The organism is Amycolatopsis sp. NPDC039088, from assembly GCF_055598845.1.
The window spans coordinates 102,670-123,394 of record NZ_JBVKAE010000022.1; the positions used below are offsets into that span (position 1 = coordinate 102,670).

23 protein-coding genes are annotated in these 20,725 nt (G+C 67.0%); 9 read left to right on the top strand and 14 right to left on the bottom strand.

Annotated features, from left to right (window positions below):
* Positions 1-18 precede the first annotated feature (18 nt).
* Positions 19-285 carry a DUF3644 domain-containing protein gene (locus ACZ7KI_RS26560; protein WP_470275788.1) on the bottom strand — a complete coding sequence of 89 codons (267 nt, stop codon included), beginning with the start codon at positions 283-285 and terminating at the stop codon, positions 19-21.
* Between the two features lie 578 nt (positions 286-863).
* On the opposite strand from ACZ7KI_RS26560, the gene ACZ7KI_RS26565 reads away from it, so the two are divergent.
* Complete coding sequence (locus ACZ7KI_RS26565; protein ID WP_470275789.1) at positions 864-1,019, top strand: hypothetical protein; 156 nt, start codon at positions 864-866, stop codon at positions 1,017-1,019.
* Between the two features lie 88 nt (positions 1,020-1,107).
* Here ACZ7KI_RS26565 and ACZ7KI_RS26570 read toward each other — a convergent pair whose 3' ends face one another.
* The gene (locus ACZ7KI_RS26570) at positions 1,108-2,031 is read right to left on the bottom strand and encodes an alpha/beta hydrolase (protein ID WP_470275790.1); all 924 of its coding nucleotides are present in this window, start codon (positions 2,029-2,031) and stop codon (positions 1,108-1,110) included.
* Between the two features lie 17 nt (positions 2,032-2,048).
* Positions 2,049-2,963, bottom strand: a complete 915-nt coding sequence (locus tag ACZ7KI_RS26575; RefSeq protein WP_470275791.1) for an alpha/beta hydrolase — start codon at positions 2,961-2,963, stop codon at positions 2,049-2,051.
* 173 nt (positions 2,964-3,136) lie between these two features.
* Between ACZ7KI_RS26575 and ACZ7KI_RS26580 the strand changes: the two genes are divergently transcribed.
* Positions 3,137-4,000, top strand: a complete 864-nt coding sequence (locus ACZ7KI_RS26580; protein WP_470275792.1) for a helix-turn-helix domain-containing protein — start codon at positions 3,137-3,139, stop codon at positions 3,998-4,000.
* 8 nt (positions 4,001-4,008) lie between these two features.
* Here the strand turns inward: ACZ7KI_RS26580 and ACZ7KI_RS26585 are convergent, their stop codons facing one another.
* Genes ACZ7KI_RS26585 through ACZ7KI_RS26635 form a run of 11 tightly spaced genes read right to left on the bottom strand, consistent with a single transcriptional unit; the run spans position 4,009 to position 15,373 of the window.
* Positions 4,009-5,148 carry a CoA transferase gene (locus tag ACZ7KI_RS26585; RefSeq protein ID WP_470275793.1) on the bottom strand — a complete coding sequence of 380 codons (1,140 nt, stop codon included), beginning with the start codon at positions 5,146-5,148 and terminating at the stop codon, positions 4,009-4,011.
* On the bottom strand, positions 5,141-5,959 hold the full coding sequence (locus ACZ7KI_RS26590) for an enoyl-CoA hydratase/isomerase family protein (RefSeq protein WP_470275794.1): 819 nt from the start codon (positions 5,957-5,959) through the stop codon (positions 5,141-5,143). Before ACZ7KI_RS26590 ends, ACZ7KI_RS26585 begins: the two co-directional genes overlap by 8 nt.
* The gene (locus tag ACZ7KI_RS26595) at positions 5,956-7,650 is read right to left on the bottom strand and encodes a CoA-transferase (RefSeq protein ID WP_470275795.1); all 1,695 of its coding nucleotides are present in this window, start codon (positions 7,648-7,650) and stop codon (positions 5,956-5,958) included. The genes ACZ7KI_RS26590 and ACZ7KI_RS26595 overlap by 4 nt, the downstream gene beginning before the upstream one ends.
* Positions 7,647-8,978: a phenylacetate--CoA ligase family protein gene (locus ACZ7KI_RS26600; RefSeq protein ID WP_470275796.1), complete on the bottom strand. Its 1,332-nt coding sequence runs from the start codon at positions 8,976-8,978 to the stop codon at positions 7,647-7,649. The genes ACZ7KI_RS26595 and ACZ7KI_RS26600 overlap by 4 nt, the downstream gene beginning before the upstream one ends.
* 11 nt (positions 8,979-8,989) lie before the next feature.
* Positions 8,990-9,439, bottom strand: a complete 450-nt coding sequence (locus ACZ7KI_RS26605; protein WP_470275847.1) for a MaoC family dehydratase — start codon at positions 9,437-9,439, stop codon at positions 8,990-8,992.
* The gene (locus tag ACZ7KI_RS26610) at positions 9,439-10,653 is read right to left on the bottom strand and encodes an acetyl-CoA C-acetyltransferase (protein WP_470275797.1); all 1,215 of its coding nucleotides are present in this window, start codon (positions 10,651-10,653) and stop codon (positions 9,439-9,441) included. The genes ACZ7KI_RS26605 and ACZ7KI_RS26610 overlap by 1 nt, the downstream gene beginning before the upstream one ends.
* Positions 10,646-11,500 carry an HTD2 family dehydratase gene (locus ACZ7KI_RS26615; RefSeq protein WP_470275798.1) on the bottom strand — a complete coding sequence of 285 codons (855 nt, stop codon included), beginning with the start codon at positions 11,498-11,500 and terminating at the stop codon, positions 10,646-10,648. Before ACZ7KI_RS26615 ends, ACZ7KI_RS26610 begins: the two co-directional genes overlap by 8 nt.
* On the bottom strand, positions 11,500-12,228 hold the full coding sequence (fabG, locus tag ACZ7KI_RS26620; protein WP_470217855.1) for a 3-oxoacyl-ACP reductase FabG: 729 nt from the start codon (positions 12,226-12,228) through the stop codon (positions 11,500-11,502). The genes ACZ7KI_RS26615 and fabG overlap by 1 nt, the downstream gene beginning before the upstream one ends.
* A gap of 9 nt (positions 12,229-12,237) precedes the next feature.
* Complete coding sequence (locus ACZ7KI_RS26625) at positions 12,238-13,386, bottom strand: acyl-CoA dehydrogenase family protein (RefSeq protein WP_470275799.1); 1,149 nt, start codon at positions 13,384-13,386, stop codon at positions 12,238-12,240.
* Positions 13,383-14,219, bottom strand: coding sequence for an HpcH/HpaI aldolase/citrate lyase family protein (locus tag ACZ7KI_RS26630; protein ID WP_470275800.1), 837 nt, complete (start codon positions 14,217-14,219; stop codon positions 13,383-13,385). Before ACZ7KI_RS26630 ends, ACZ7KI_RS26625 begins: the two co-directional genes overlap by 4 nt.
* Positions 14,216-15,373 carry an acyl-CoA dehydrogenase family protein gene (locus ACZ7KI_RS26635; protein WP_470275801.1) on the bottom strand — a complete coding sequence of 386 codons (1,158 nt, stop codon included), beginning with the start codon at positions 15,371-15,373 and terminating at the stop codon, positions 14,216-14,218. Before ACZ7KI_RS26635 ends, ACZ7KI_RS26630 begins: the two co-directional genes overlap by 4 nt.
* 91 nt (positions 15,374-15,464) lie before the next feature.
* Here ACZ7KI_RS26635 and ACZ7KI_RS26640 point away from each other — a divergent pair, with 91 nt between their 5' ends.
* From ACZ7KI_RS26640 to ACZ7KI_RS26670, 7 genes are all read left to right on the top strand, one after another.
* Positions 15,465-16,112, top strand: a complete 648-nt coding sequence (locus tag ACZ7KI_RS26640; protein ID WP_470275802.1) for a GntR family transcriptional regulator — start codon at positions 15,465-15,467, stop codon at positions 16,110-16,112.
* A gap of 184 nt (positions 16,113-16,296) precedes the next feature.
* Positions 16,297-16,908 carry a hypothetical protein gene (locus ACZ7KI_RS26645; protein ID WP_470275803.1) on the top strand — a complete coding sequence of 204 codons (612 nt, stop codon included), beginning with the start codon at positions 16,297-16,299 and terminating at the stop codon, positions 16,906-16,908.
* A 93-nt stretch (positions 16,909-17,001) separates the two neighbouring features.
* The gene (locus tag ACZ7KI_RS26650) at positions 17,002-17,733 is read left to right on the top strand and encodes a DddA-like double-stranded DNA deaminase toxin (protein WP_470275804.1); all 732 of its coding nucleotides are present in this window, start codon (positions 17,002-17,004) and stop codon (positions 17,731-17,733) included.
* A complete protein-coding gene (locus tag ACZ7KI_RS26655; protein WP_470275848.1) occupies positions 17,730-18,152 on the top strand; it encodes an Imm1 family immunity protein in 423 nt (140 codons plus the stop codon). The genes ACZ7KI_RS26650 and ACZ7KI_RS26655 overlap by 4 nt, the downstream gene beginning before the upstream one ends.
* Entirely contained in the window at positions 18,149-18,499 is a 351-nt protein-coding gene (locus tag ACZ7KI_RS26660; RefSeq protein WP_470275805.1) for a hypothetical protein, read from the top strand. Before ACZ7KI_RS26655 ends, ACZ7KI_RS26660 begins: the two co-directional genes overlap by 4 nt.
* On the top strand, positions 18,496-19,056 hold the full coding sequence (locus ACZ7KI_RS26665) for a hypothetical protein (RefSeq protein WP_470275806.1): 561 nt from the start codon (positions 18,496-18,498) through the stop codon (positions 19,054-19,056). The genes ACZ7KI_RS26660 and ACZ7KI_RS26665 overlap by 4 nt, the downstream gene beginning before the upstream one ends.
* Positions 19,057-19,385: 329 nt before the next feature.
* The gene (locus ACZ7KI_RS26670) at positions 19,386-20,705 is read left to right on the top strand and encodes an MFS transporter (RefSeq protein ID WP_470275807.1); all 1,320 of its coding nucleotides are present in this window, start codon (positions 19,386-19,388) and stop codon (positions 20,703-20,705) included.
* Positions 20,706-20,725: the final 20 nt, after the last annotated feature.

Here is a 20,725-nt window from a genome sequence, read left to right on the forward strand (position 1 = left end):
TCGTGAGCGGCGCTTGGCCTACCAGTCGTGCTCTGCATCTGGGAGCGTTTCGACTTGTACCAGGCCGCGACTGAATCGTGATCGCAAACTAGTGCGCCAGCACCGGAAGTCGATGCTGTCCCGAGTGAGTTCGGCGTGCAGGAGGTAAAGCCAGGCAAGGTGCATGTGGACGACGAAGCCCTCGAAGGAACGAACCTCCGACGAGTCGTTGTACAAGCGCACGGCAAGCTGCGCTTCATCGCGAGAAGCGCCGACCATGTGCATGAATCGTGGTCGCGGTGGCATGCAGTTATTGAGGGGTAAGGCAAACGTGGCGTGTCGAATGTGGTTGCGAGTGGCGATGCGGGCTAGAGCGAACCCTCTCTTTGGTACCTACTCGTGACCTGCGGGCCCGGCTCGCGGCGAAATACATGATGGCCCCCTTCCTTGCACCTAGGTACAGGACGGGGTCCTTCATGTACTTGGGGAGCGCGTGAAGGCCCCCTTCCCTCGGCCCAGCCGCAATGCCAGGAAGTTAAGCGACGGTGCCTGAGGTTTCCCTGATCGTCCATAAAGGACGCTTACCGTGGTAAATTGTCCGTTTGAGTAGCATTTGCCCGTATTTCCAAGTCTGTGAAGGCCTCCTTGAGGGACTCTGGGTCCCTCAAGGAGTCCTTCACGGCCCGGCCGTTACCGGACCCATACGCCATATTTGCCTTACTCCTCAATAAGGTCGGGATATTGTCACCGACTGTTACTGGTCTGCCATATTCGTGGCGACTTCGGCCAGGTGATCGAGACTACGGCCTCGAGACGACGATGCGCGGATGTGATGTGACAACCGCAGATGGACGTTCTAGTCGTTCACGCCGAGGGCCTGCCGAATGGAACTCGAGGCGGACGAAGGGCACCGGACCCTGAACCTGGCGCTGGGAGGGCTCGCCCTCATCGGCGAATGGTTCGACCCGGCGGACCGGCTCGGAGTGGACGACTTCGCCGAGTCGGCGTCACGCACCATTGTCAGGCTCTTTGAGGACTGAGGCCGCCCGGTCCTCTTCTGCGCGATGTCCGAGGTTAGGACGAAGGAGGGGCGACCGCTTCGGCAGTCGCCCCTCCTTCACTGTCTGATCAGAGGTTTTCTTCGAAGAAGCTTCCCAGCTTCGCCAAAGCCTGGTCGACGTACTTCGGCTGGTCGTATAGGTCGTAGTGACTCGCGCCTTGCACGACGAAGATGTCCTTCTTCTCCGAGCGGGCCCGGTCGAACAGTTCGAATCCGTCCCGGTAGGACCCGAATCCGGCCGGGACGTCACCGACGATGACCTGCAACGGCTGCGTCAGCAACACCTCGGCCAGATGGAAGGCGTCGAAGCCGACCGCCGCTTCCAGGCCGGAGAAGCGCAGCTTGTTGGGGGAGCCGGCGCTCTGCCCCCTCGGGGTGGTGTAGTACTCGACGGCGTTGACGATGTCGATGTCGGTGATTCCGGCCTTCTCCCGTTCCTCGACCGAGTTGGGGATGTAGGTAGTGATGTGCGGCTCCGCACCACGGGCCTCGGCCGTGCGCTGCTTGCCGATCGCCTCGAGCATCGCGACAGCGGCGTTGGCGCTCAGATCGCCTTCGCGCATGACTCGCCCGTAGTTCGCGGCGACCACGGTGCCCAGCGCCTTGATCCGGTGGTCGGTCATCGTGGCGTTCGCGGCGTAACCACCGCCACCGCAGATCCCGACCACGCCGATGCGGTCCTCGTCGACGTAGTCCTGCGTCACCAGATAGTCGATCGCGCAGCGGAAGTCCTCGACGCGGGTGGCGGGGTCTTCGAGGTAGCGCGGCTCGCCACCGCTCGCGCCCTGGTGCGACGCGTCGAACGCCAGGGTCACGTAGCCGAGCTCGGTCAGCCGCTCGGCGTAGATGCTGCCGGACGTCTGCTCCTTGCAGCTGCTGATCGGGTGGGCGCAGATGATCGCCGGGTACTTCTTGGCCGGGTCGAAGCCCTCCGGGAAGCGGACGTCCGCGGCGACGTCCCACGTGCGGTTCTTGAAGGTCACGGATTCCATGGGGGTTCTCCTCTCGCTCAGGCGGTCAGGTGCTCGCCGAAGAAGCCGGTGAGCTTGGTGACCGCGGGGGTGACGTACTCGTCCTGGTCGTAGAGCGCGACGTGGGTGGCGCCGTCGATGACGAACAGTTCTTTGGGCCCGTCGGCCTTCTCGATGGCCTCACGGCTGAAGTAACCGGTGTCGGCGTCGGAGCCGATGATCATCAGCAGCGGCCGGGGCGCGATCAGCTTGATCATCGCGTAGGAGTCGTACTGCGCGATCTGGTCGATGCTGCGCAGCGGCCACTCGTTGGTGGAGTTGGTGTGCCCGCCTCGCGGGGTGCGGTAGTAGTCCTGGGCCTCGCGGTACAGCGTCGGAGCTTCCTCCAGCCCTTCAGGGCTTTCCGGCGCCCAGTTCTGCACGGCCGGCGCCTCGCCCCGCGCCTCGGCGGTGCGCAGCGCGCCCGCCTGGTCCAGCATGGCCTGCAGGACCTCCGGACCCTGGGTGCGGCCAAGACCCTCGACCAGCAGGCTGCGGATGTCCACGGCGCTGACCGTGGCGACGGCCTTGATCCGGTGGTCCGTCTGCGCGGCGAACGGGACGTAGCCGCCGGACGCGCAGATGCCCAGCGCGCCGATCCTGGCCGGGTCGATGTCGTCGCGGGTAGTCAGGTAGGTGACCGCGGCCCGGACGTCCTCGGCACGTTGGAAGGGGTTCTCCAGGCCGCGGGGCAGGCCCTCGCTTTCACCTTGGTAGGCGGCGTCGAACACCAGGGTGGCGTAACCCTCGCGGGCCAGGCGCTCGGCGTAGATCGACGCGGTCTGCTCCTTCACGCCACCGCCGGGGTGGGACACGACGACGGCGGGCAGCGGGGCGCCGGTGTGGTCGTCCGGGGTGTACAGGAGACCGGCCAGCGCGAGCCCGGCGCTCGGGAAGGTGACGTTCGTCTTCATCGTGGGATCTTTCTTTCGACTTTGATTTCGGCCGGGCATTCCGTTCGGCCTCGTATTCGAGACTCACACGCCTCACGTGCTCCTACAATGGGACGGTTCCAGCCCCGCACACCACTGTCCAGGGACACAATTGGCCCAGGCTCCCGAGTTGCACCTGTTGCGACAATGGGGTCATGAGCAGCGACGACCACGCCAACGAACTGGGGGAGTTCCTCAAGGCCCGCAGGTCGGAGGTGAGCCCTCGGACGGTCGGGCTGCCCGATACCGGCGCCAAACGGCGGGTCAAGGGACTGCGCCGCGAGGAGGTCGCCCTCCTGGCCTCGATCAGCCCCGACTACTACACCCGCATCGAACAGGGCCGCAGGCAGGCGTCCGCGCCCGTGCTCGACATCCTGGCGCGAGTGTTGCATCTGGACGACGACGAACGCGAATACCTGTTCGAACTCGCCGGAAAGGACGCCGAACGGCCACGCCGTCAATCCGCGCAGAAGGTGTCACCGCAGTTGCTGCGGGTGCTGGATGAACTGACCACGAGCCCCGCACTCGTGCTCGGTAAGCGAATGGACATTCTCGGCTGGAACCGGATGGCTTCCGCGCTGCTGGTCGATTTCTCGGGGATCCCGGAAAAGAAGCGGAATTACGTGTGGCTGATGTTCTCCGACCCTGCGTTCCGGAATTTACACGTCGAGTGGGAAGCCATGGCGCGCACCGCCGTGTCGATGCTCCGGATGGAAGCCGGCCGCAACCCGCACGACCAGCGGATGGCCGCCTTGGTCGGCGAACTGTCGATGAAGGACGACGACTTCCGCGCCTGGTGGGGCGATCACCGCGTCACCGCTCGCGAGCGGGGCAGCAAGACGCTCCGCCACCCCGTCGCGGGCGAGCTGACGCTCGACTGGGACGCGCTCACCTGTACGAGTGATCCCGAGCAGCAGCTCATCGTCTGGACCGCCGAGCCTGGCAGCGCCGCCCACGACGGCCTCAGGTTCCTGTCATCATGGGCGGCGAGCGAAGACCGCTCAGCGGCGGATCACTGAAGCCCGAGCTACAGCAGTTCTGCGTTGTGCTGGCCGACCGACGGCGCCACGAGGGGAGCGAGGCGGCTGCCGTCGACGAGGATCGGCGACTTCGGGGCCAGGTGGGGGCCGACGCCGGGCTGGTCGATTTCGCCGAACAGGTCGAGGTCGCGCAGGGCGCCGCGGCCGAGTTCCTCGAAGGTCCGGTAGCACTGCCACAGGATGCGCTGGCGATCCAGCGCGGCGGCGGCCTCGTCGAACGTCGTGCTCCGGAACCAGCGGGCCAGCAGCGTCGAGATCACGTCACGGTGTTCGAAGCGGGCGGATTCCCGCGAGAAGTCGATGCCCAAAGACTCGCTCAGCGCGGCGAACGCGGCGGTGAGGCCGGTGGCTGTCAGCAGCTTCGTCCAGTGGCGCTCGGTCAGCACCACTAGCATGACGCGAACTCCGTCGGCGGTGAGGAAGTCGCGGCCGTAGGTGCCGTAGACGTCGTTGCCGGATTTGGTGCGGTCGTGGTCGGTGACCTGTGCTTCCGCCAGGTAGCCGAGATTGCCCGCGGTGGCCAGGGCGACGTCTTCGAGGGCGACGCGGATCGCGCGGCCCAGTCCGGTCTCCTGACGATGACGCTCCGCCGCGAGCAATCCGATCGCGAGGTAGAGACCGGCGGCGATGTCCCAGGCGGGCAGCACGTGATTGACCGGTGCTGGAGCCTCGGCGGAGCCGGTGATCAGCGGGAAGCCGGCCCCCGCCTGGACCGTGTAGTCCACTGCGGCGCCTCCGCCGGGGCGTCCTTCGAGGAGCACGTGGATCACGTCGGGACGACGAGCGGACAGCTCCGCGTAGCCGAGATCCGGATGCCGGTCGGTGTTGCTGACCACGACGCACGGTCCACCGTGGACGATCAGGTCCACGACCCGTTTCCGGTCCACTTCGGACTCCAGGTCGACGGCGACGGCGCGCTTTCCCTTGTTCAGCCCCGACCAGTAGAGACTGGTGCCGGAGTCGGCCAGCGGCCACCGGGTCCGGTCGGCCGCGCCGCCGAGCGGTTCGACCCGGACGACGTCGGCGCCGAGCTGAGCCAAGGTGAGGCCGCACAACGGGGTTGCGACGTAGCTCGAGATCTCGACCACCCGCAAACCCGTGAGCAGCGCTGGGTTCGGGTCAGGCATCGTCGTCCTCCCGCCGGGTGAAGTCGGGCTTGCGGCGTTCGCGGTGGGAGGCGAGACCTTCGCGGACTTCCGGCCCGCCGAAGCCGTAGAACTCCAGCGCCAGCGAGGAATCGAAGATCGCGCCCGCGACCTGCCGGTACCACGCGTTCAGGCTCTGCTTGGTCCAGCGGATGGCATTCGGGGCGCCGAACGCCAACTCGCGCGCGACTTCTCGCGCGGTCGGCAGCAGGTCGGAGTCCTCGTCGACGCAGAGGGAGACCAGGCCGATCCGCTCGGCTTCCTCGCCGGTCAGCGGTCGGCAGGTCATCAGGTAGTACTTCGCCTTCGCCATGCCGCACAGCAGTGGCCAGCACACGGCGGCGTGGTCTCCGGCCGCGACGCCGAGGCGCGTGTGCCCATCGATGATCTTGGCGGTCTTCGTGACCACCGAGACGTCGGCCAGCACACCGGCGACGAGGCCGGCACCGACCGCGGGGCCATGGATTGCCGACACGATGGGCTTCGAGCAGTCGATGACGTTGTAGACCAGGTCTCGCGCCTCCCGCATCGTGCGGGTGCGCGTCTCGTAGTCGTTCGACAGCTTCTCGACCAGGTCGAACGAGCCACCGGCGGAGAATCCCTTGCCCTCACCGCGCAGGAGGACGGCGTTCACTTCCGGATCCCGGTCGAACTCCCGCCAGATGTCGGCCAGATCGGCATGCGCGGCCTCGCTGACCGCGTTGAGGTTCGGCGCGTCAAGGACGAGTTCGACGACGCCCGCGTCGTCCGGGCCGTCCACCCGGAGGTTCTCGAAACGTGCGTAGCGGCTCATGCGCTTCCCTTCTTGCTCTGACCGAGGAACAGGCCTTCGCGGTCGTACTTGCGGAGCCGGACCAGGTCGTCGGCGCTCACGTCGGGCAGTTCCTTCAGATCGTCCGCCACCGCGAGCTCCCAGCCACAGCGCGAACGGGCGTATTCGACGCGATCGGCGAGCGGTTCGGGGCCGGGTGCGACATGGGTGAGGATGAGTTCGCCGTCGCGCTGGAACAGGATCCCAACGTCGGTCACCACGGCATGTACGCGCGCGCCGGGGCTCGTGACGTAGTCGCAGCGCTCGACGAACCGGCGCGGGCTCATCGTCCCGACGACCAGCGTCTCGTCGGCGTTGGTGACCACGTCGTTCGCGCCGCCTGATCCGACGAGGTGAGGGCCACCGGTGATCCGGGTCGTGTTGATGTTGCCCAGCCGGTCGATCTCGGCCGCGCCGACGCAGGCGATCGACCGCGTGAAGGGCCCGTTGACCACCGTGCCGAGCACCTGTTCGGTGTCGAGCAGCATCGACGAGGTCGGGAAGTTCGCGAAGCTGAAAATGAACGGATCGCCTGGTGTCGGTGTGTAGTCCCAGAGCCCCAGTTCGGCGGCGAGCGCGACACGGTGACCCTCCGCTTTCGCCGTCTCGACACCCACCCAGGCCGCGAGATTCGCCAGACCCGCACCGGCGAGGACAGCGTCGGCGGCGGTCTCCGCGATCCGTGCCCGGACGAGACCGGCCATCCAGGTGGCCGCGCGTTCGGCCGGAGTCGCGGGCCCACTGTGCTCGCCCCGGCCGGTGGGCGGCGTCGGCTCACCGCTGGAGCGGACGAGCGCGTCGAGCCGTGCCTTGCCGAGCTTCGCGAGATACGCGTCATGGTCGGCGGGCTCGAGGATCCACTCACGGATCCAGTCGCCGAACTCCGGCGATCGGCTCGCTTCCCGTGCGGAGATCCAGAACGCGACGTCTTCGGCGTACCCCTCCACCGGCAGCCGTGTGCCTTCCGGACCGGCGAAGACCCCGCCGGGATGCGCTCCGAACGGTGCCTCCACGACGGCGAGCACTCGGTGTGCCGGGACGCGGACCAGCGACGACCAGGGACGGAGATCGTCGACGACCTTCTCCACCGTGGCGAGGACGCCGCGACGGGCGGCGAACGCACCGATCGAACCCTCGAACATCGGGGGAGCGATCGCGAGATTGCCCTGCCGATCGGCGACCGCGGCGTGCACCAGCGCGACGTCCGCCACCAGTGGCGAGACCAGGCTCACCCGGCCGAACCGGGTGTCGACCTCCTCGTAGCCCTCGTTCCCGACCATCGAGGAGTCCCGCACGGACCCGGTGACGACGGCGGGCACACCGGTGGCCGCGGCCCGCAAACGCTGGATGTAGCTCAGGAACGACCAGTTCTCGACCTCGACCGAACCGTCGGCGTAGGCCTTCTGGAACACCGGGTTCGGCGTGAACACCGGGAACGAGTCACCGGAGTAGACGGTGACGACCTTCTCGACGCAGCCGGAGCGGAACAGCACGGCGCCGAGCGAGGAGAGGCTCGCCATGATCAGCGTGAACTTCGACGGCTTCCCCCAGTGCTGCCGGGCCAGTTCCCGGACCAGCGCGCTCCAGCGGCTGTGGCCCATCATCACGTGCACGGCGTCACCGGCGCGGACGTGCCGCGCGATCGCCTCGTCCAGGCGGCAGAAGTCCGTCATGAGGGCACCCGCTCGACGAGGTTGACCTTCACATGGTCTGGACGCTTCAACGAACCCTGGGGGACGAAGCCGACAACGGTTTTGACGTTGAGGGCGGAACGGATCCGTTGTTCGATGGTCGCGCGGAGTCCTGCCTGTTGTTCCGGAGTCAGACCGGTGTCCTCCACGATGACCGGGAGGGGGCGTTGTGTCGAATGTCCCTCGAAGTCGGCGCGGATCCGCATCTCGCCAGTGGTCAGTTCGGCGACGAGTTGTTTGATCGCCGAAGGGAAGACGTTGATACCGCGAACGATCAGCATGTCGTCGGTGCGGCCGATGCACCGGACCTTGTAGCCGGTGCGGCCGCAGGAACAACCGGTTCCGGTGACGACGACGTGATCGCGGGTGCGGAACCGCAGCAACGGGGACGCCTGGCGCCGCAACGCGGTGTAGACGAGTTCGCCTTGCGCGCCTTCGACCGGGGCGATCTGTTCACCGGTGTCGGGGTCGACGAGTTCGGCGATCATCAGGTCGGGGGAGAGGAAGTGCATACCGTCGGCGGCTTCGCATTCACCCCAGTACGTGCAGGCGATGTCCGTACCGCCCAGCATCTCCCGCGACGTCGCGCCCCACAGCGATTCGAGCTTCTCGCGGACCGCGGGAAGACCGCCGCCGGGTTCACCGCCGACACTGATCGCGCGGACACCGAGATCCCGCGCCGGACGGTCGACGATCTTCGGTGCCTGCTCGGCGAGATGGGAAAGAAAGTACGGGGTACCGATCAGTGCGTTGGGGCGCTGATCGGCTTGGACTCGCAGGAGCCGTTCCGCGCCGGCCTCCGCCCCGACCGGGATGTCGACGATCCCCATGTACTGGAGGATCTGCACGATCGGAAGCCCGCCGACGAACCCCTTGCTCATGCCGAAGGCGTGCAGCAGCCGGTCACCCGGGCGGAAACCGTTGGCATACAACGCTCGCGCGCCGAGTTCACACCAGGTGGCGATGTCGCCGGACGTCAGGCCGACGTAGGACGGGCTGCCCGTGGTACCGGACGACGCCTGGATCTGCACGACCTCGGACATCTCCGCGGCGACGTGCGTGCCCAGCGGCGGGGCGGCAGAGAGGCTGTCGCGCAGTTCCTGCTTCTCGGTGAACGGCAGCCCGGCGAGATCTTCCACGGTCTGGATCTTCGCCAGGTCGGCACCGAGCTTCGCTTGATAGAACGCGCTGTGCGCGGCCAGGTACGCGGCCTGCTCGCGCAGGCGTTCGTCCTGGACGGCGCGGGCAACAGCGGGGGAGAGGGTTTCGACCGCACTCCAGTGCTGTGCGGAAAAAGGTGCGACTGCCATTCCGACCACCTTCAGCTGACGACGACCAGGGTTTCGGCGACGCAGGCCGGTTTGGCCGCGCCGTCGAGTTCGACGACGTAACGGGTCGTCACCGTCACCCCGGCCGTTCCGGGCCGGAGCTCGGTGAAGGTCGCGCTCGCCCGCAGCCGGGAGCCGACGGGGACCGGCGACGGGAAACGGACCTTGCCGAGGCCGTAGTTGATTCGCGCCGTGCCGAAATCCAGCCAGTACAGCTCTTTCGCGAACCGTGGGATCAGCGACAGCGTCAGGAAGCCGTGCGCGACGGTCGCGCCGAACGGGCCTGAGGCGGCTTTTGCCGGGTCGGTGTGGATCCATTGGTGGTCTTCGGTGGCGTCGGCGAACGCGTCGATCCGATCCTGCTGGACGACCAGCCATTCGGTGGGGCCGAGTTCGTCGCCGAGTGCGGCGCGGACCTCGTCGGTGGAGGTGAAGACCCGCATCACGATGTCACCTTCTCGAACACCGCGGCCAGCCCCTGGCCGCCGCCGATGCACATGGTCTCCAGCGCGTAGCGCGCGTCCCGGCGGTGGAGTTCGCGGGCCAGCGTGGCGAGGATCCGGGTACCTGTGGCACCGACGGGGTGTCCCAGCGAGATACCGGAACCGTGCACGTTGAGCCGCTCGAAGTCGGCCGAACCGAAGCCCCATTCGCGAGTGCAGGCCAGGACCTGGGCGGCGAACGCCTCGTTCAGTTCGACGAGGTCCAGGTCCGCGAACTTCAGATCGGCCTTCGCGAGCGCGGCCGCGGTGGCGGGAACGGGACCGATGCCCATGATCTTCGGGGCGACCCCGGCGACGCCGTAGGAAACGAGCCGCACCAACGGACGCAGACCGAGCTCGGCGGCGCGCTCGGGATGGGTGACGACGCACGCGGCCGCCGCGTCGTTCTGGCCGCTGGCGTTGCCGGCGGTCACCGTCGCTTCGGGATCCTGCTTGCCCAGAACGGGGCGCAGCTTGGCGAGGGTCTCGGGGGTGGTGTCGGCGCGGGGGTGTTCGTCGGTGTCGACGACGACGGTCCCCTTCTTGGTCTCGACCGGGACCGGGATGATCTCCTCGGCGAACACCCCGGACTTCTGCGCGGCGACCGCGCGCTGGTGCGAGGTGAAGGCGAGCTGGTCCTGTTCTTCGCGGGTGATCCCGTAGTCGCGCCGGAGGTTCTCGGCGGTCTCCAGCATTCCTCCCGCGACCGGGTAGTGCTTGCCGCCGGGTGTGGCGCGGCCGCGGTTGAGCGCGTCATGCAGCATCACCCCGCCGCCCTTGGCGCCCCAGCGCAGGTCGGTGGCATAGAAGATGACGTTGCTCATGCTCTCCGCGCCACCCGCGACGATCACGTCGCTGACCCCGGCCTGCACCTGGAGGGCGGCCTGGACCACGGATTGCAGCCCGGAGCCGCACCGCCGGTCGACCTGCATGCCCGGCACGGTCACCGGCAACCCGGCGTCGAGGGCGGCCACGCGGCCGATCGCGGGCGCTTCCGCGCTGGGGTAGCAGTGGCCGAGGATAACGTCGTCGATGGCTTCGGGGTCAATCCCGGTGCGCTCGAGCAGTCCAGTGAGCGCGATGGTGGCGAGGTCGGCGGCGGGGACGCTCTTGAGCGAGCCGCCGAAGCGGCCGATCGGGGTCCGGACGGGCTCGCAGATGACGGCGTCACGCATGGGGAGTGCCTTCCTCGTGAGATTCGACTTCCAGGCTGGTCCTCGGCGTTCCACCAGGGCCGATCAGCTCCAGCGTGGACCCGGCGGCCTTCAGCTGGGCTGGTTCGCCGCAGAACAACGGTGCCTGATTCCGGTGCCTCAGGCGGCGTATCCGTACCGCGGGCCGGTCCAGGCGCAGGGTTTCGGCGAGCGCGAGGGACATCAGCGGGCCGTGCACGACCAGGCCGGGGTAGCCCTCGGTGCGGGTGGCGTAGGGCCAGTCGTAGTGGATGCGGTGCGCGTTCGCGGTCGCCGCCGAGAACCGCATCAGCAGTGTCGGGTCGGTGGCGAAGTCCCACGAACCCGCCTCGGCGCGACGGAACGGAGCGCCGACGGGGTCGAAGTCGGCAGGCTTCGGCTCGGCAGGCGTGCCGCGGTCGCGATAGATCAGGTCCTGCCGCTCTTCCAAGCACAACGATCCATCCACTGTGGACAGACGGGTGCGCACGACGACGATCACCAGACGACCGGAACGCCCGGACTTCTCCGTCACCGAATCCACTGTGGATTCACGGAGTACGGTGGCGCCGATCTTTAGCGGGGCGTGGAAAGTCACCTCGCCGCCGGCGAACATCCTCCGCGGCAGGTCCACCGGCGGCAGGAACGTGCCGCGAGCCGGATGCCCGTCGTTGCCCAGCTCCGAGGAGACAGGCCAGCGGGGGAGTGCGACCCAGTGCCACAGCGGCGGCAGGTCGTCGCCGGGCAGCGGGGCGGGCAGCCCGTCGTCGAACAGGGCGGCGAGTGCCACGACCGGCGCCGGATCGACCAGCTCACGGGTGGTGACGGTGTGCGGAGCCCACTGCTCCATCACATGAACCTTCCGCCGGTCACTTCCAGCACCGTGCCGGTCATGTAGGACGACAGGTCCGAGGCCAGGAACAGAGCCACCGAGGCGATCTCCCCGACCTCACCTGCCCGGCCCATCGGGATCTCGGCCATCTTCTGGTCCCACACCTTGGCGGGCATCGCCTCGGTCATCGCGGTGCGGATCAAACCGGGCTGGATGGCGTTGACGCGGACGCCGTGGTGGGCGAGTTCCTTCGCCGCGGCCTTGGTCAGTCCGACGATGCCGGCCTTGGCCGCGGAATAGTTCGTCTGGCCGATCATGCCGACCTTGCCCGAGAGCGACGAGATGTTGACGATCGAGCCGCGGCTGCGTTCGCGCATGATCGCCGCGGCCTTGCGGACGCCGTTCCAGCTCCCCTTGAGGTGCACGTTGATCACCTGGTCGAACTGGTCCTCGGTCATCTTCCGCAGAGTCGCGTCCCTGGTGATCCCGGCGTTGTTGACCAGGACGTCCACCGGGGAGAAGGTGTCTTCGGCTGCTGCGAGCAGTTCGTCCACATCGGACGCTTTGGTGACGTCACAGCGGACGCCGACGCCACCGAGTTTCTCGGCGGCACGCGCGGCCGCGTCGCCGTCGAGGTCGCCGAGCACCACGTGGGCGCCTTCGGCGGCGAACAGTTCGGCGATGGCGAGCCCGATGCCTTGGGCTCCGCCGGTGACGACCGCGGTCCGATCGGTCAGCAAGGACATTGTCGTTCCTCAGATCTTGTGGCGGGCGATGAGCTGGGCGGCGATGACGTTGCGCTGGATCTCGTTGGTGCCCTCACCGACGATCATCAGCGGGGCGTCACGGAAGTAGCGTTCGACGTCGTATTCCTTGGAGTAGCCGTAGCCGCCGTGCACGCGGATGGCGTCGAGGGCGACCTGCATCGCCGACTCCGACGCGAAGAGCTTGGCCATCCCGGCTTCCATGTCGGCGCGTTCGCCCGCGTCGAGTTTCTCCGCGGCGTCGAGGGTGAGCAGCCGTGCGGCACGCATCTTGGTAGCCATATCGGCGAGCAGATTCCCGACGGACTGGTGTTTCCAGATCGGCTTGCCGAAGGACTCCCGCTCCTGGGCGTACTTCACGGCGTCGTTCAGCGCCGCCTGCCCGACACCGAGCGCGCGGGAGGCCACCTGGATCCGGCCGACCTCGAGACCGCGCATCATCTGCGCCCAGCCCTGGTTCGGTGTCCCACCGAGTACGGCGTCCGCACCGACCCGACGTCCGTCGAAGACGATCTCGCAGGCCTCGACACCGCGATAGCCGAGCTTCGGGAGCTTCTTCGAGATGGCCAGACCGTCACCGGGCTCCACGAGCAGGACGCTCATCCCGCGATGGCTGGGGGAGGCGTCACGATCGGTGATGCACAGCAGCCCGATGAGCCCGGAGTGGGCGGCGTTGGAGATCCAGGTCTTGGCTCCGGTGATCGAGTACCCGTCGCCGTCGGGGGTGGCAAAGGTTCGCATTGCCTGCAGGTCGCTGCCGCCGGCGGGTTCGGTGAGCGCCATGGTCGCGCGGATCGTGCCCTCGGCCATCGCGGGCAGATACTTCTCACGCTGCTCGGGCGTGCCGAAGGTCTTGATCAGGTAGGTGATGACGGAATGGCCGCCGATCGCACCCGCCAGGCTCATCCAGCCGCGGGCGAGTTCTTCAGTGACCCGCGCGAAACAGGCGGTGCTGACATCGACACCGCCGTACTCGGCAGGGGCCAGCAGGCCGAAGAAGCCGAGCTTCTTCATCTCGTCGATGAACTCGGCCGGATAGACGTCGTCCTCCTCGAACTCGCGGACGCGCGGGCGGACCCGTTCGTCGACGAACTCCGCCACCAGGGCCACCATCTGCTTTTCGTCGTCGGACAGCGTCATCGCCGCAACCCTTCCCTTTCCTGCCGGAGGACGCGCCGCGCGCGATCCAGCACCGGCTTGTCGACCAACTGCCCCTCCACCGCGACCGCGCCGTCCCCTGCCGTGGTGACCACCGAATGAGCCCAGCGGATTTCCTCCCGGGACGGGCGAAGCGCCGCCGCGGCCGCCGAGACCTGCAGGGGATGCACGCACAACTTCCCCGTGAACCCCAGTTGGCGCGCGTAGCGGACGTCACCGGTGAGCCGCTCGGTGTTCCGCAGATCGCCGGTCACCCCGTCCACCGGACCCGGAAGACCGCCCGCCGCCGACGCGAGGACGAGCGCCCCGCGCGCCGGGGCGAGCGCGTCGACGTCCGCGGGATCGACCCCCAGTTCCGCCGCCAGGTCGAAAGTGCCCAGCGCCAGCCGGTGCACGTTCGGCACCGACGCGATCTCCCGCGCGTCGAGAACTCCCCGTGCGGTTTCGATCAAGGCGATCAGGACAGGCAACACGCCCAGCTCGCCCGCCGCGGTACGGGTGCTGACCGGATCGGCTTTCGGCAACATGACCACGCACCGGAACCGGGCCAGTGCGGCAAGATCTTCGTCGTGCCACGGAGTGCCGGCCGCGTTGACCCGCACCGCGCACTGCGGGTGCTCGCCCAGCCAGGCGACGATCTGCTCGCGCGCGTACACCTTGCGCTCGGGTGCGACGGCGTCCTCGAGATCCAGCACGACGAGGTCTGCCTCGGCACGCTCCGCCTTGGCGAATCGCTCCGGGCGGTCGCCGGGCACGAACAGCAGCGTGGCCGCGTCCCGCACCCGGTTCACCAGACGTTCGGCACGCGTGGTCATCGCCGGGCTCCGCGCACCAGGCCGCCGCCGATGATCAGCCGCTGGATCTCGCTGGTGCCCTCGTAAAGCCGCAGAAGCCGCACATCGCGGTAGATCCGCTCGACCGGGAGCTCGCGCATGTAGCCGCTGCCGCCGTGGATCTGCACGGCCAGGTCGGCGACCTTCCCGGCCATTTCGGTGCAGTACAGCTTCGCCGCGGACGGCCCGATCCGCCGGTCCTCACCGGACACATACCGCTTCGCCGTGTCACGCACCAGCGCCCGCCCGGCCAGCACCCCGGTCTGCTGGTCGGCGAGCATCGCCTGCACCAGCTGAAAATCCCCGATCGGTGTCCCGCCCTGGGTGGCCGTCGCGGCGTGGGTGACCGACTCGTCCAGAGCGCGCTGCGCGGTACCGACCGCCAGCGCGGCGATGTGCACGCGCCCGCGAGCCAGCGACGTCATCGCGGCGCGATAGCCGGTGTCCTCGTCACCCCCGACCAGGCTCGAACCCGGCACCCGGACGCCGGTGAACGAGACGTTCGCGGTCCAGGCGCCTTCCTGGCCCATCTTCTTGTCCTTGGCCGCGACCTTGACGCCGGGAGTGCCCGCCGGGACCAGGAAGACGGCGATCCCCGTTCCGGACGCGTCGGCGGGACGGGTGCGGGCGAACACCACGAACAGGCCGGCGATGGGCGCGTTGGTGATGAAGCACTTCTCACCGTCGATCACCCAGTCGTCGCCGTCGCGGACCGCCTTGGTCCGCAACCCCGCAGGATTGGATCCCGCGCCCGGTTCGGTCAGTGCGAACGAGGCCACGACTTCGCCCGAGGCGATGCGTTCCAGCCACTCGGCCTTCTGCTCGTCGGTGCCGAAGTTCACCAGCACCTGTCCGGCTATGCCGTTGTTGGTGCCGAACATCGACCGCAGAGCCAACGCGGTGTAGCCGAACTCCATGGCGAGCTCGACATCCTGCGTCAGGTCAAGACCGAGCCCACCCCACTCCTCGGGGATCGCGTAACCGAACAAGCCCATCTCGGCCACCTGCTCGCGCAGATCGTCCGGGATCGCGTCGGTTTCCATGATCTCCCGCTCGCGCGGCACGACCTTCGCGCGGACGAAGTCTCGAACGAGGGTCAGGATCGGCTTGAAGTCCTCGGGGGTCACGGCTGACATGCTCCACACTATGCATCATCCCGGCACCGAGTACAAAATATATTTTATCAAGTTCTGGTGTGGATCACAGTCCACGGGTTAGCTTCATCCGGTGAGTCGAAGCAATCTGAAGACGCTCGCCGCCCAGGAGATCAGGCGGCGGATCTTCGCGGGAGAACTGCGGCCTGGAACCAAGATCGACCAGGACGCAGTCGCGGAGGTACTCGGGATCAGCAAGCTTCCGGTGCGCGAAGCGCTGATCACGCTCGACCACGAGGGCGTCGTCGAGCACATCGCCCGGCGGGGAGCCTACGTCGCCGAGTTGACCCGTGACGACATCCGGGACCAGTACAGGGTGTTCGGGCTGGTTTCCGGTCTGGCGGCCGAGCGTGCCGCGAAGAGCCTGTCGCCGGAGAGTCTTCAGGGACTGGTCGACCTCGCCGACCGCGCGGAATCGTGCGCCGATCCCGCCGAGCAGGAACGGCTCAACTTCGAGTTCCACCGGCGGATCAATCATGGTTCGGATGCACGCAGGCTCATTTCGATCCTCCGTACCCTCGGCAAGACGGTCTCGCACGGGTTCTACGAAGCCCACGAAGACTGGCCCGCGAAGGCGCGGGAAGATCACCGTCGGATCCTCGACGCGTTGTCGGCGCGCTCGGGAGCCCGGGCGCGCGCCACGGTGGAAGACCACTTCGCCGATGGCGCCGACCGGGCCGTCGCGCTGCTGGAAGCGCAGGGATTCTGGGATCGCGTCTAGCTTGAGTGGCCCGTCCTGTAAGCGGTTGACGGACAAGGCGTGGGCGGGTGGTCGAGCCGCTGTTGCCCTCGCAGCAGGGCGGTGGCCGGCGGTGGCGGAATCACCGCCAGGTGATCAAGGCTCGGGCCGTCCCGCGGCGTTCGCATCCCAGTGATCAAGAGCCGTTTGCGGCAGGATGACTCGGGTGACCGTTTCAGACGATGTGCTCGTGCGAACGTCCAGTGACCTCCTGTACGTATCGGTGGACCTGGGTGCGAATCCAGACCTTGCTGGGTTCTCACGGAACACGCGAGGACTGGAGGCACTTGGGCGCTTTGCCCTCGACATGAACTTCGCAAGGAGTGGTGTACCGGGGGCGAACTTCCCCATCGTGCGCGTCTCGCTTGCGAGTCCGTGGGTAACCGTGCTGGGGGATCTTGCACGGGTGTCTAGCCCGATCGGATACGGCCTTGCCGGCCTTTATGGACTGCATCGTTTGCTGAATGTCGTCATGACTTGGCAGCAGCACAGGTTGGACATCGCAGAGCGCACGCTGCGTCTCCAGGCGCTCTCTGCCGAGCTTGAGGCTGAAGGTCTTCGCCAGCTTGAGGAGGCGAAGACCCGGGCTGCCTCGGATGCCATGGATCAGAGCGACCTTGAACAGCAAATCGCTATGGCTGAGAAGCATTTTGAACGGGCCTCGCGTCAAGGCGGCCCTCTACTGGCCGCATATAGCGCAGACGGTCTAGGCGATATCCAAGCCGCCGAGATGATTTCGTCTGATGACCCTCGCAGCGCGCCACCGAATGCGGGGTAGACCGAGCATTTGGCACCGCTGACCTGCGAAAATGCTCACATGAGTCGATCTTCGAGGTAGCCTCGTCGTTGAGCGACGCTCTGGGGAGGGCCTGTGGGTTCGGTTGAGGAAATCGCCGAGGGGGTGCGGAAGGCACTCGCCCTGATGAAGAAGGCCACGGCGGCGCTCGGCCGCGGTGGTAAGGAGCTTGAAGACGCTGGTGCGGGTTGGTCGAGGAGCGCCGAAGGTACATCTGACCCCGAGATCAATGGCCTATCTGGCCTGGCAGCCGAGGTGGCCGCTTCGATGGGGACGGTCACCGGCCTTATTGGCCGGTCCTCCGACCTGCTCAACGCCTACCTCGCTCGCCTAGGAGTGCCGGCGGAGCCCACTTCGGCTGGCGCTTCTGGACAGTCCGGCCCTCCTGGTCCGGCCACTCCGTCCAGCGACGAGGAGTTGACCGAACAGGCGCGGCGGGAGTTGCCGCCGCCGGTGACACGCGGTCGCGGGGCGAAGACGCATGGCCGCTGGTTCGCACCTGGTAGAAACACTGCGGCCGTGACCAGCGGACGGGACGACCGCGCGGACCGCGTGAATGAGATCGTGAAGGAGGCCGGGTGCCCGTTCGTGCCGTTGACGGCCGCCGCGGACGTCGAACTGAAGATCGCGGCCGAGATGCGCGACAGCGGGATCACGGACGCCACGGTAGTGATCAACAACGTGCCGTGTCACGGTCAGGCAAGCTGTGACGATCTGCTGGGCGTGGTGCTGCCGGAGGGCAGCACGCTGACGGTCCACGGGACGGGTGGGTTCACGAAGGTGTACCGGGGAGGTAAGCAGTGGTGACGTTCGATGCGTGGTTCGACCCTGGGCAGAGGGAACCGCTCGAGGTGAGCACGCCGGCGGAGGTGGACGAACTGCTGGACCGGATGGTGGCCGAGGCCGAATCCCCGGAGGTTGACGTGGGCCTGGTCGCTCAGATCGACCGCAGGGAGGAGGACGGCTGGTCGATCCTTCAGTTCGGTGTGCGCGCGGCGGATATGACGTGCGGGTTCGTCGGCTTCGCAGGCAAGGACCAGGCGAGCGTGATCAGCTCGTCGGGTGGGACGTCGCCGGAGCCGGTGGCCTACGACTACCAGTCCCATGAACGCGAGGTGCCGAGCAACTCGGAGATCTCATGGTTCGCCGTGCGTAAGGCTGTCCACGACTACGTGACCTCGGGGGGTGCCCGGCCTGCTGGGGTGACCTGGCGGGAAGTCGAGTGAGCGGCTGGCAGATCGCGATAACCGCTGTGCTAGGTGTCCTTGCCACCTCCGGCGCATTCCTGGGCGCCCGTCTGGGCTCGCGGGCGAATGACAGGGCGACTGAGCAGCGGGAGCTGGCCGCACGTCGTGAGGAGTGGTGGCGTCGGTTCACCTGGGCGTCAGAACTTGCGCTGGACGATTCGCCGGTCAAGAGGGTTGCCGGACTGAAACTCTTGACCAAGCTGGCGCAGTCAGATCTTGCACAGCGAGACGAGCTTCTCTTGCTAGACGTGTTCCAGGGGCGTGTACTTGACAGGCTGTTGCACGACCTGCCGAGCGAACGCAAGGAAGGAGGGTTGCCAGCGTGAGCGAGTCACAGAACTTCACTGATGAACAGATCGCGGCAGCCCAGTTGCGTGTCGTGCTCGATGAGAGGTTGGGACGACAAACCCCCAAGCTAATCCGCCAGATCGTTGAAGAATCCCCCACTGACGCAGTTCCCGAAGGTCATGGAACGCCGCAGACCGAGCCGTCGGACGTTGCCTTCGTGACCGGTCTTGCCGAAGGCAGCATGGGGGCGCCCAGGCAGGGAAGGCAAGTCAGCGGGTACTTGCCAACCCCTGGGGGGCCATCAGAGCGCTCTTACGGGTCCTATCCCGTTAATGCACCCATGTCGCAGCGTCTCGCTGAGTATCTGCGTATCGGTTCGGACACGGGGTTCGGCCCCGAGCACCCGCATACGCTGGCTACACGGCTGGACATAGCGACCTGGCTGGCTGATTCAGCCCCGACCGACGAGTTGTTAGAAACGGTAAAGCTTCTACGCGGAGACATGGCCAGAGTCTTAGGAGAAGACGACTCGAGGACTCAGCAGGCGATTGCTTTGCTTTCACGCTTGCGGAACCGCTCAGGACACGGCCAGTAGCACAGGTCCTTGCTTCTGGGTCACGAAAACGCGCCCAGATGTCGATCTCCGAGGTAGCCGTCCCATCGGACGGCGCCTGGGAGGGCGCGTGGTATCGGTGAAGGAGATCGCCGCTGGGGTGCGGGCGGCGATCGCCAAGTTGAAGGGTGCGACGGCGGCTCTGGTCCGCTGAAGGTCGGCCATCTTGCGGGAGCGCATTGGAAGTCTCGGGCCAAGGTGATGACCGGATGGCCCTTGTTTATCCAGGTTAAGCATTTTATATTTTGCTGCCACCTGGCGGCCGACCCGCGGGGCGTCTGTCAAGGTCACGATTCCGGGATGAGGAAGACATGAGCGTACAAGGACGTACCGCACCGTCCGAAGCCAAAACGAAGCGCCGCGGCAAGGTGCTCACCGCTGCCATCGCGGCGCAATCGATCGAGTACTACGACTTCCTGATCTACGGCACCGCCGCCTCTCTGGTCTTCAATCGGGAGTTCTTCCCGTCGACGACTCCGGCCGCCGGGGTGTTGGCCGCCTTCGCGACGTTCGCGGTCGGGTTCGCCGGCCGTCCGGTGGGTGCGGCGCTCTTCGGGCACATCGGGGACCGCTTCGGGCGCAAGCCCGCCCTCCTGGGGTCGACGATCGCGATGGCCGTCGCGACCACTCTGGTGGGCTTGCTGCCCACCTTCGCCTCGATCGGCGTGCTCGCGCCGGTGTTGCTGGTACTCCTGCGTGTCGTGCAGGGAATCGCGGTGGGCGGAGTGTGGGGCGGGGCCACGTTGCTGGCCGTCGAACACGCACCGGCCAACCGTCGAGGCTTGCACGGCGCCCTGCCGCAGCTGGGCATCTTCGCCGGAATGGTGCTGGGCAGCCTGGTCTACGTCGTGCTCACCGGGGTACTCACGCACGACGAGTTCACGGCGTGGGGCTGGCGGGTGCCGTTCCTGCTCGGCGTCCTGATGTTCCCGGTCGTTCTCTACATCCACCGCTACATCGAGGATTCCCCGGATTTCCGTTCCGTCGAGGAGAAGCTGGCGGCTAAGCCTCGGCGGTCGCCCGTGGTGGAGGTGATGCGGCGGCCGAAGCAGCTGCTGCTGGTCATCGTCATCTTCTTGCCCGCGACCATCACCTTCTACGCGACCGCGACCGGCCTGCTCGACTACGGCGTACGGGACCTCGGGATAGCCAAGGGCACGATGCTCACCGCGGTGATGTTCTCGATGATCGCCACAGGAGTGAGCACGGTCGTCTGCGGACGGCTTTCGGACACGCTGGGCAGGCGACCGGTCTACTTGGCCGGCGTGATCCTCGCGGGAGCTTGGTCCTTCGCGCTCTTCCCGTTGACGGACACGAAGAACTTCTGGTGCATCCTGCTCGCCATCGGCGTCGGACAGATCGCGGTGGGTGCCATGTTCGGGCCCGGGGTCACGATGTTCGCCGAAATGTTCTCGTCGGACGTGCGGTTCTCCGGCGCTTCGCTGGGTGTCCAGTTCGCGAACATCCTGGGTGGGGGACTGGCGCCGTTCATCATGGTCGCGCTGATCGAATCGAGCGGCACGACGCTGGCGGTTTCGGGCTACATCGTCGCGGCCTGCGTGCTCAGCCTGATCCCGTTGGCGACGCTCTCCTTGACCCGAAGCAGGAACAAGCATAATATAAAATATTAAGTAGCTGACGCAGGAGGCCG

Excerpts from the sequence above, each read along its gene's own strand:
- ACZ7KI_RS26560 (WP_470275788.1), bottom strand. The coding sequence starts at position 285 with ATGCCACCGCGACCACGATTCATGCACATGGTCGGCGCTTCTCGCGAT.
- ACZ7KI_RS26565 (WP_470275789.1), top strand. The coding sequence starts at position 864 with ATGGAACTCGAGGCGGACGAAGGGCACCGGACCCTGAACCTGGCGCTG.
- ACZ7KI_RS26570 (WP_470275790.1), bottom strand. The coding sequence starts at position 2,031 with ATGGAATCCGTGACCTTCAAGAACCGCACGTGGGACGTCGCCGCGGAC.
- ACZ7KI_RS26575 (WP_470275791.1), bottom strand. The coding sequence starts at position 2,963 with ATGAAGACGAACGTCACCTTCCCGAGCGCCGGGCTCGCGCTGGCCGGT.
- ACZ7KI_RS26580 (WP_470275792.1), top strand. The coding sequence starts at position 3,137 with ATGAGCAGCGACGACCACGCCAACGAACTGGGGGAGTTCCTCAAGGCC.
- ACZ7KI_RS26585 (WP_470275793.1), bottom strand. The coding sequence starts at position 5,148 with ATGCCTGACCCGAACCCAGCGCTGCTCACGGGTTTGCGGGTGGTCGAG.
- ACZ7KI_RS26590 (WP_470275794.1), bottom strand. The coding sequence starts at position 5,959 with ATGAGCCGCTACGCACGTTTCGAGAACCTCCGGGTGGACGGCCCGGAC.
- ACZ7KI_RS26595 (WP_470275795.1), bottom strand. The coding sequence starts at position 7,650 with ATGACGGACTTCTGCCGCCTGGACGAGGCGATCGCGCGGCACGTCCGC.
- ACZ7KI_RS26600 (WP_470275796.1), bottom strand. The coding sequence starts at position 8,978 with ATGGCAGTCGCACCTTTTTCCGCACAGCACTGGAGTGCGGTCGAAACC.
- ACZ7KI_RS26605 (WP_470275847.1), bottom strand. The coding sequence starts at position 9,439 with ATGCGGGTCTTCACCTCCACCGACGAGGTCCGCGCCGCACTCGGCGAC.
- ACZ7KI_RS26610 (WP_470275797.1), bottom strand. The coding sequence starts at position 10,653 with ATGCGTGACGCCGTCATCTGCGAGCCCGTCCGGACCCCGATCGGCCGC.
- ACZ7KI_RS26615 (WP_470275798.1), bottom strand. The coding sequence starts at position 11,500 with ATGGAGCAGTGGGCTCCGCACACCGTCACCACCCGTGAGCTGGTCGAT.
- fabG (WP_470217855.1), bottom strand. The coding sequence starts at position 12,228 with ATGTCCTTGCTGACCGATCGGACCGCGGTCGTCACCGGCGGAGCCCAA.
- ACZ7KI_RS26625 (WP_470275799.1), bottom strand. The coding sequence starts at position 13,386 with ATGACGCTGTCCGACGACGAAAAGCAGATGGTGGCCCTGGTGGCGGAG.
- ACZ7KI_RS26630 (WP_470275800.1), bottom strand. The coding sequence starts at position 14,219 with ATGACCACGCGTGCCGAACGTCTGGTGAACCGGGTGCGGGACGCGGCC.
- ACZ7KI_RS26635 (WP_470275801.1), bottom strand. The coding sequence starts at position 15,373 with ATGTCAGCCGTGACCCCCGAGGACTTCAAGCCGATCCTGACCCTCGTT.
- ACZ7KI_RS26670 (WP_470275807.1), top strand. The coding sequence starts at position 19,386 with ATGAGCGTACAAGGACGTACCGCACCGTCCGAAGCCAAAACGAAGCGC.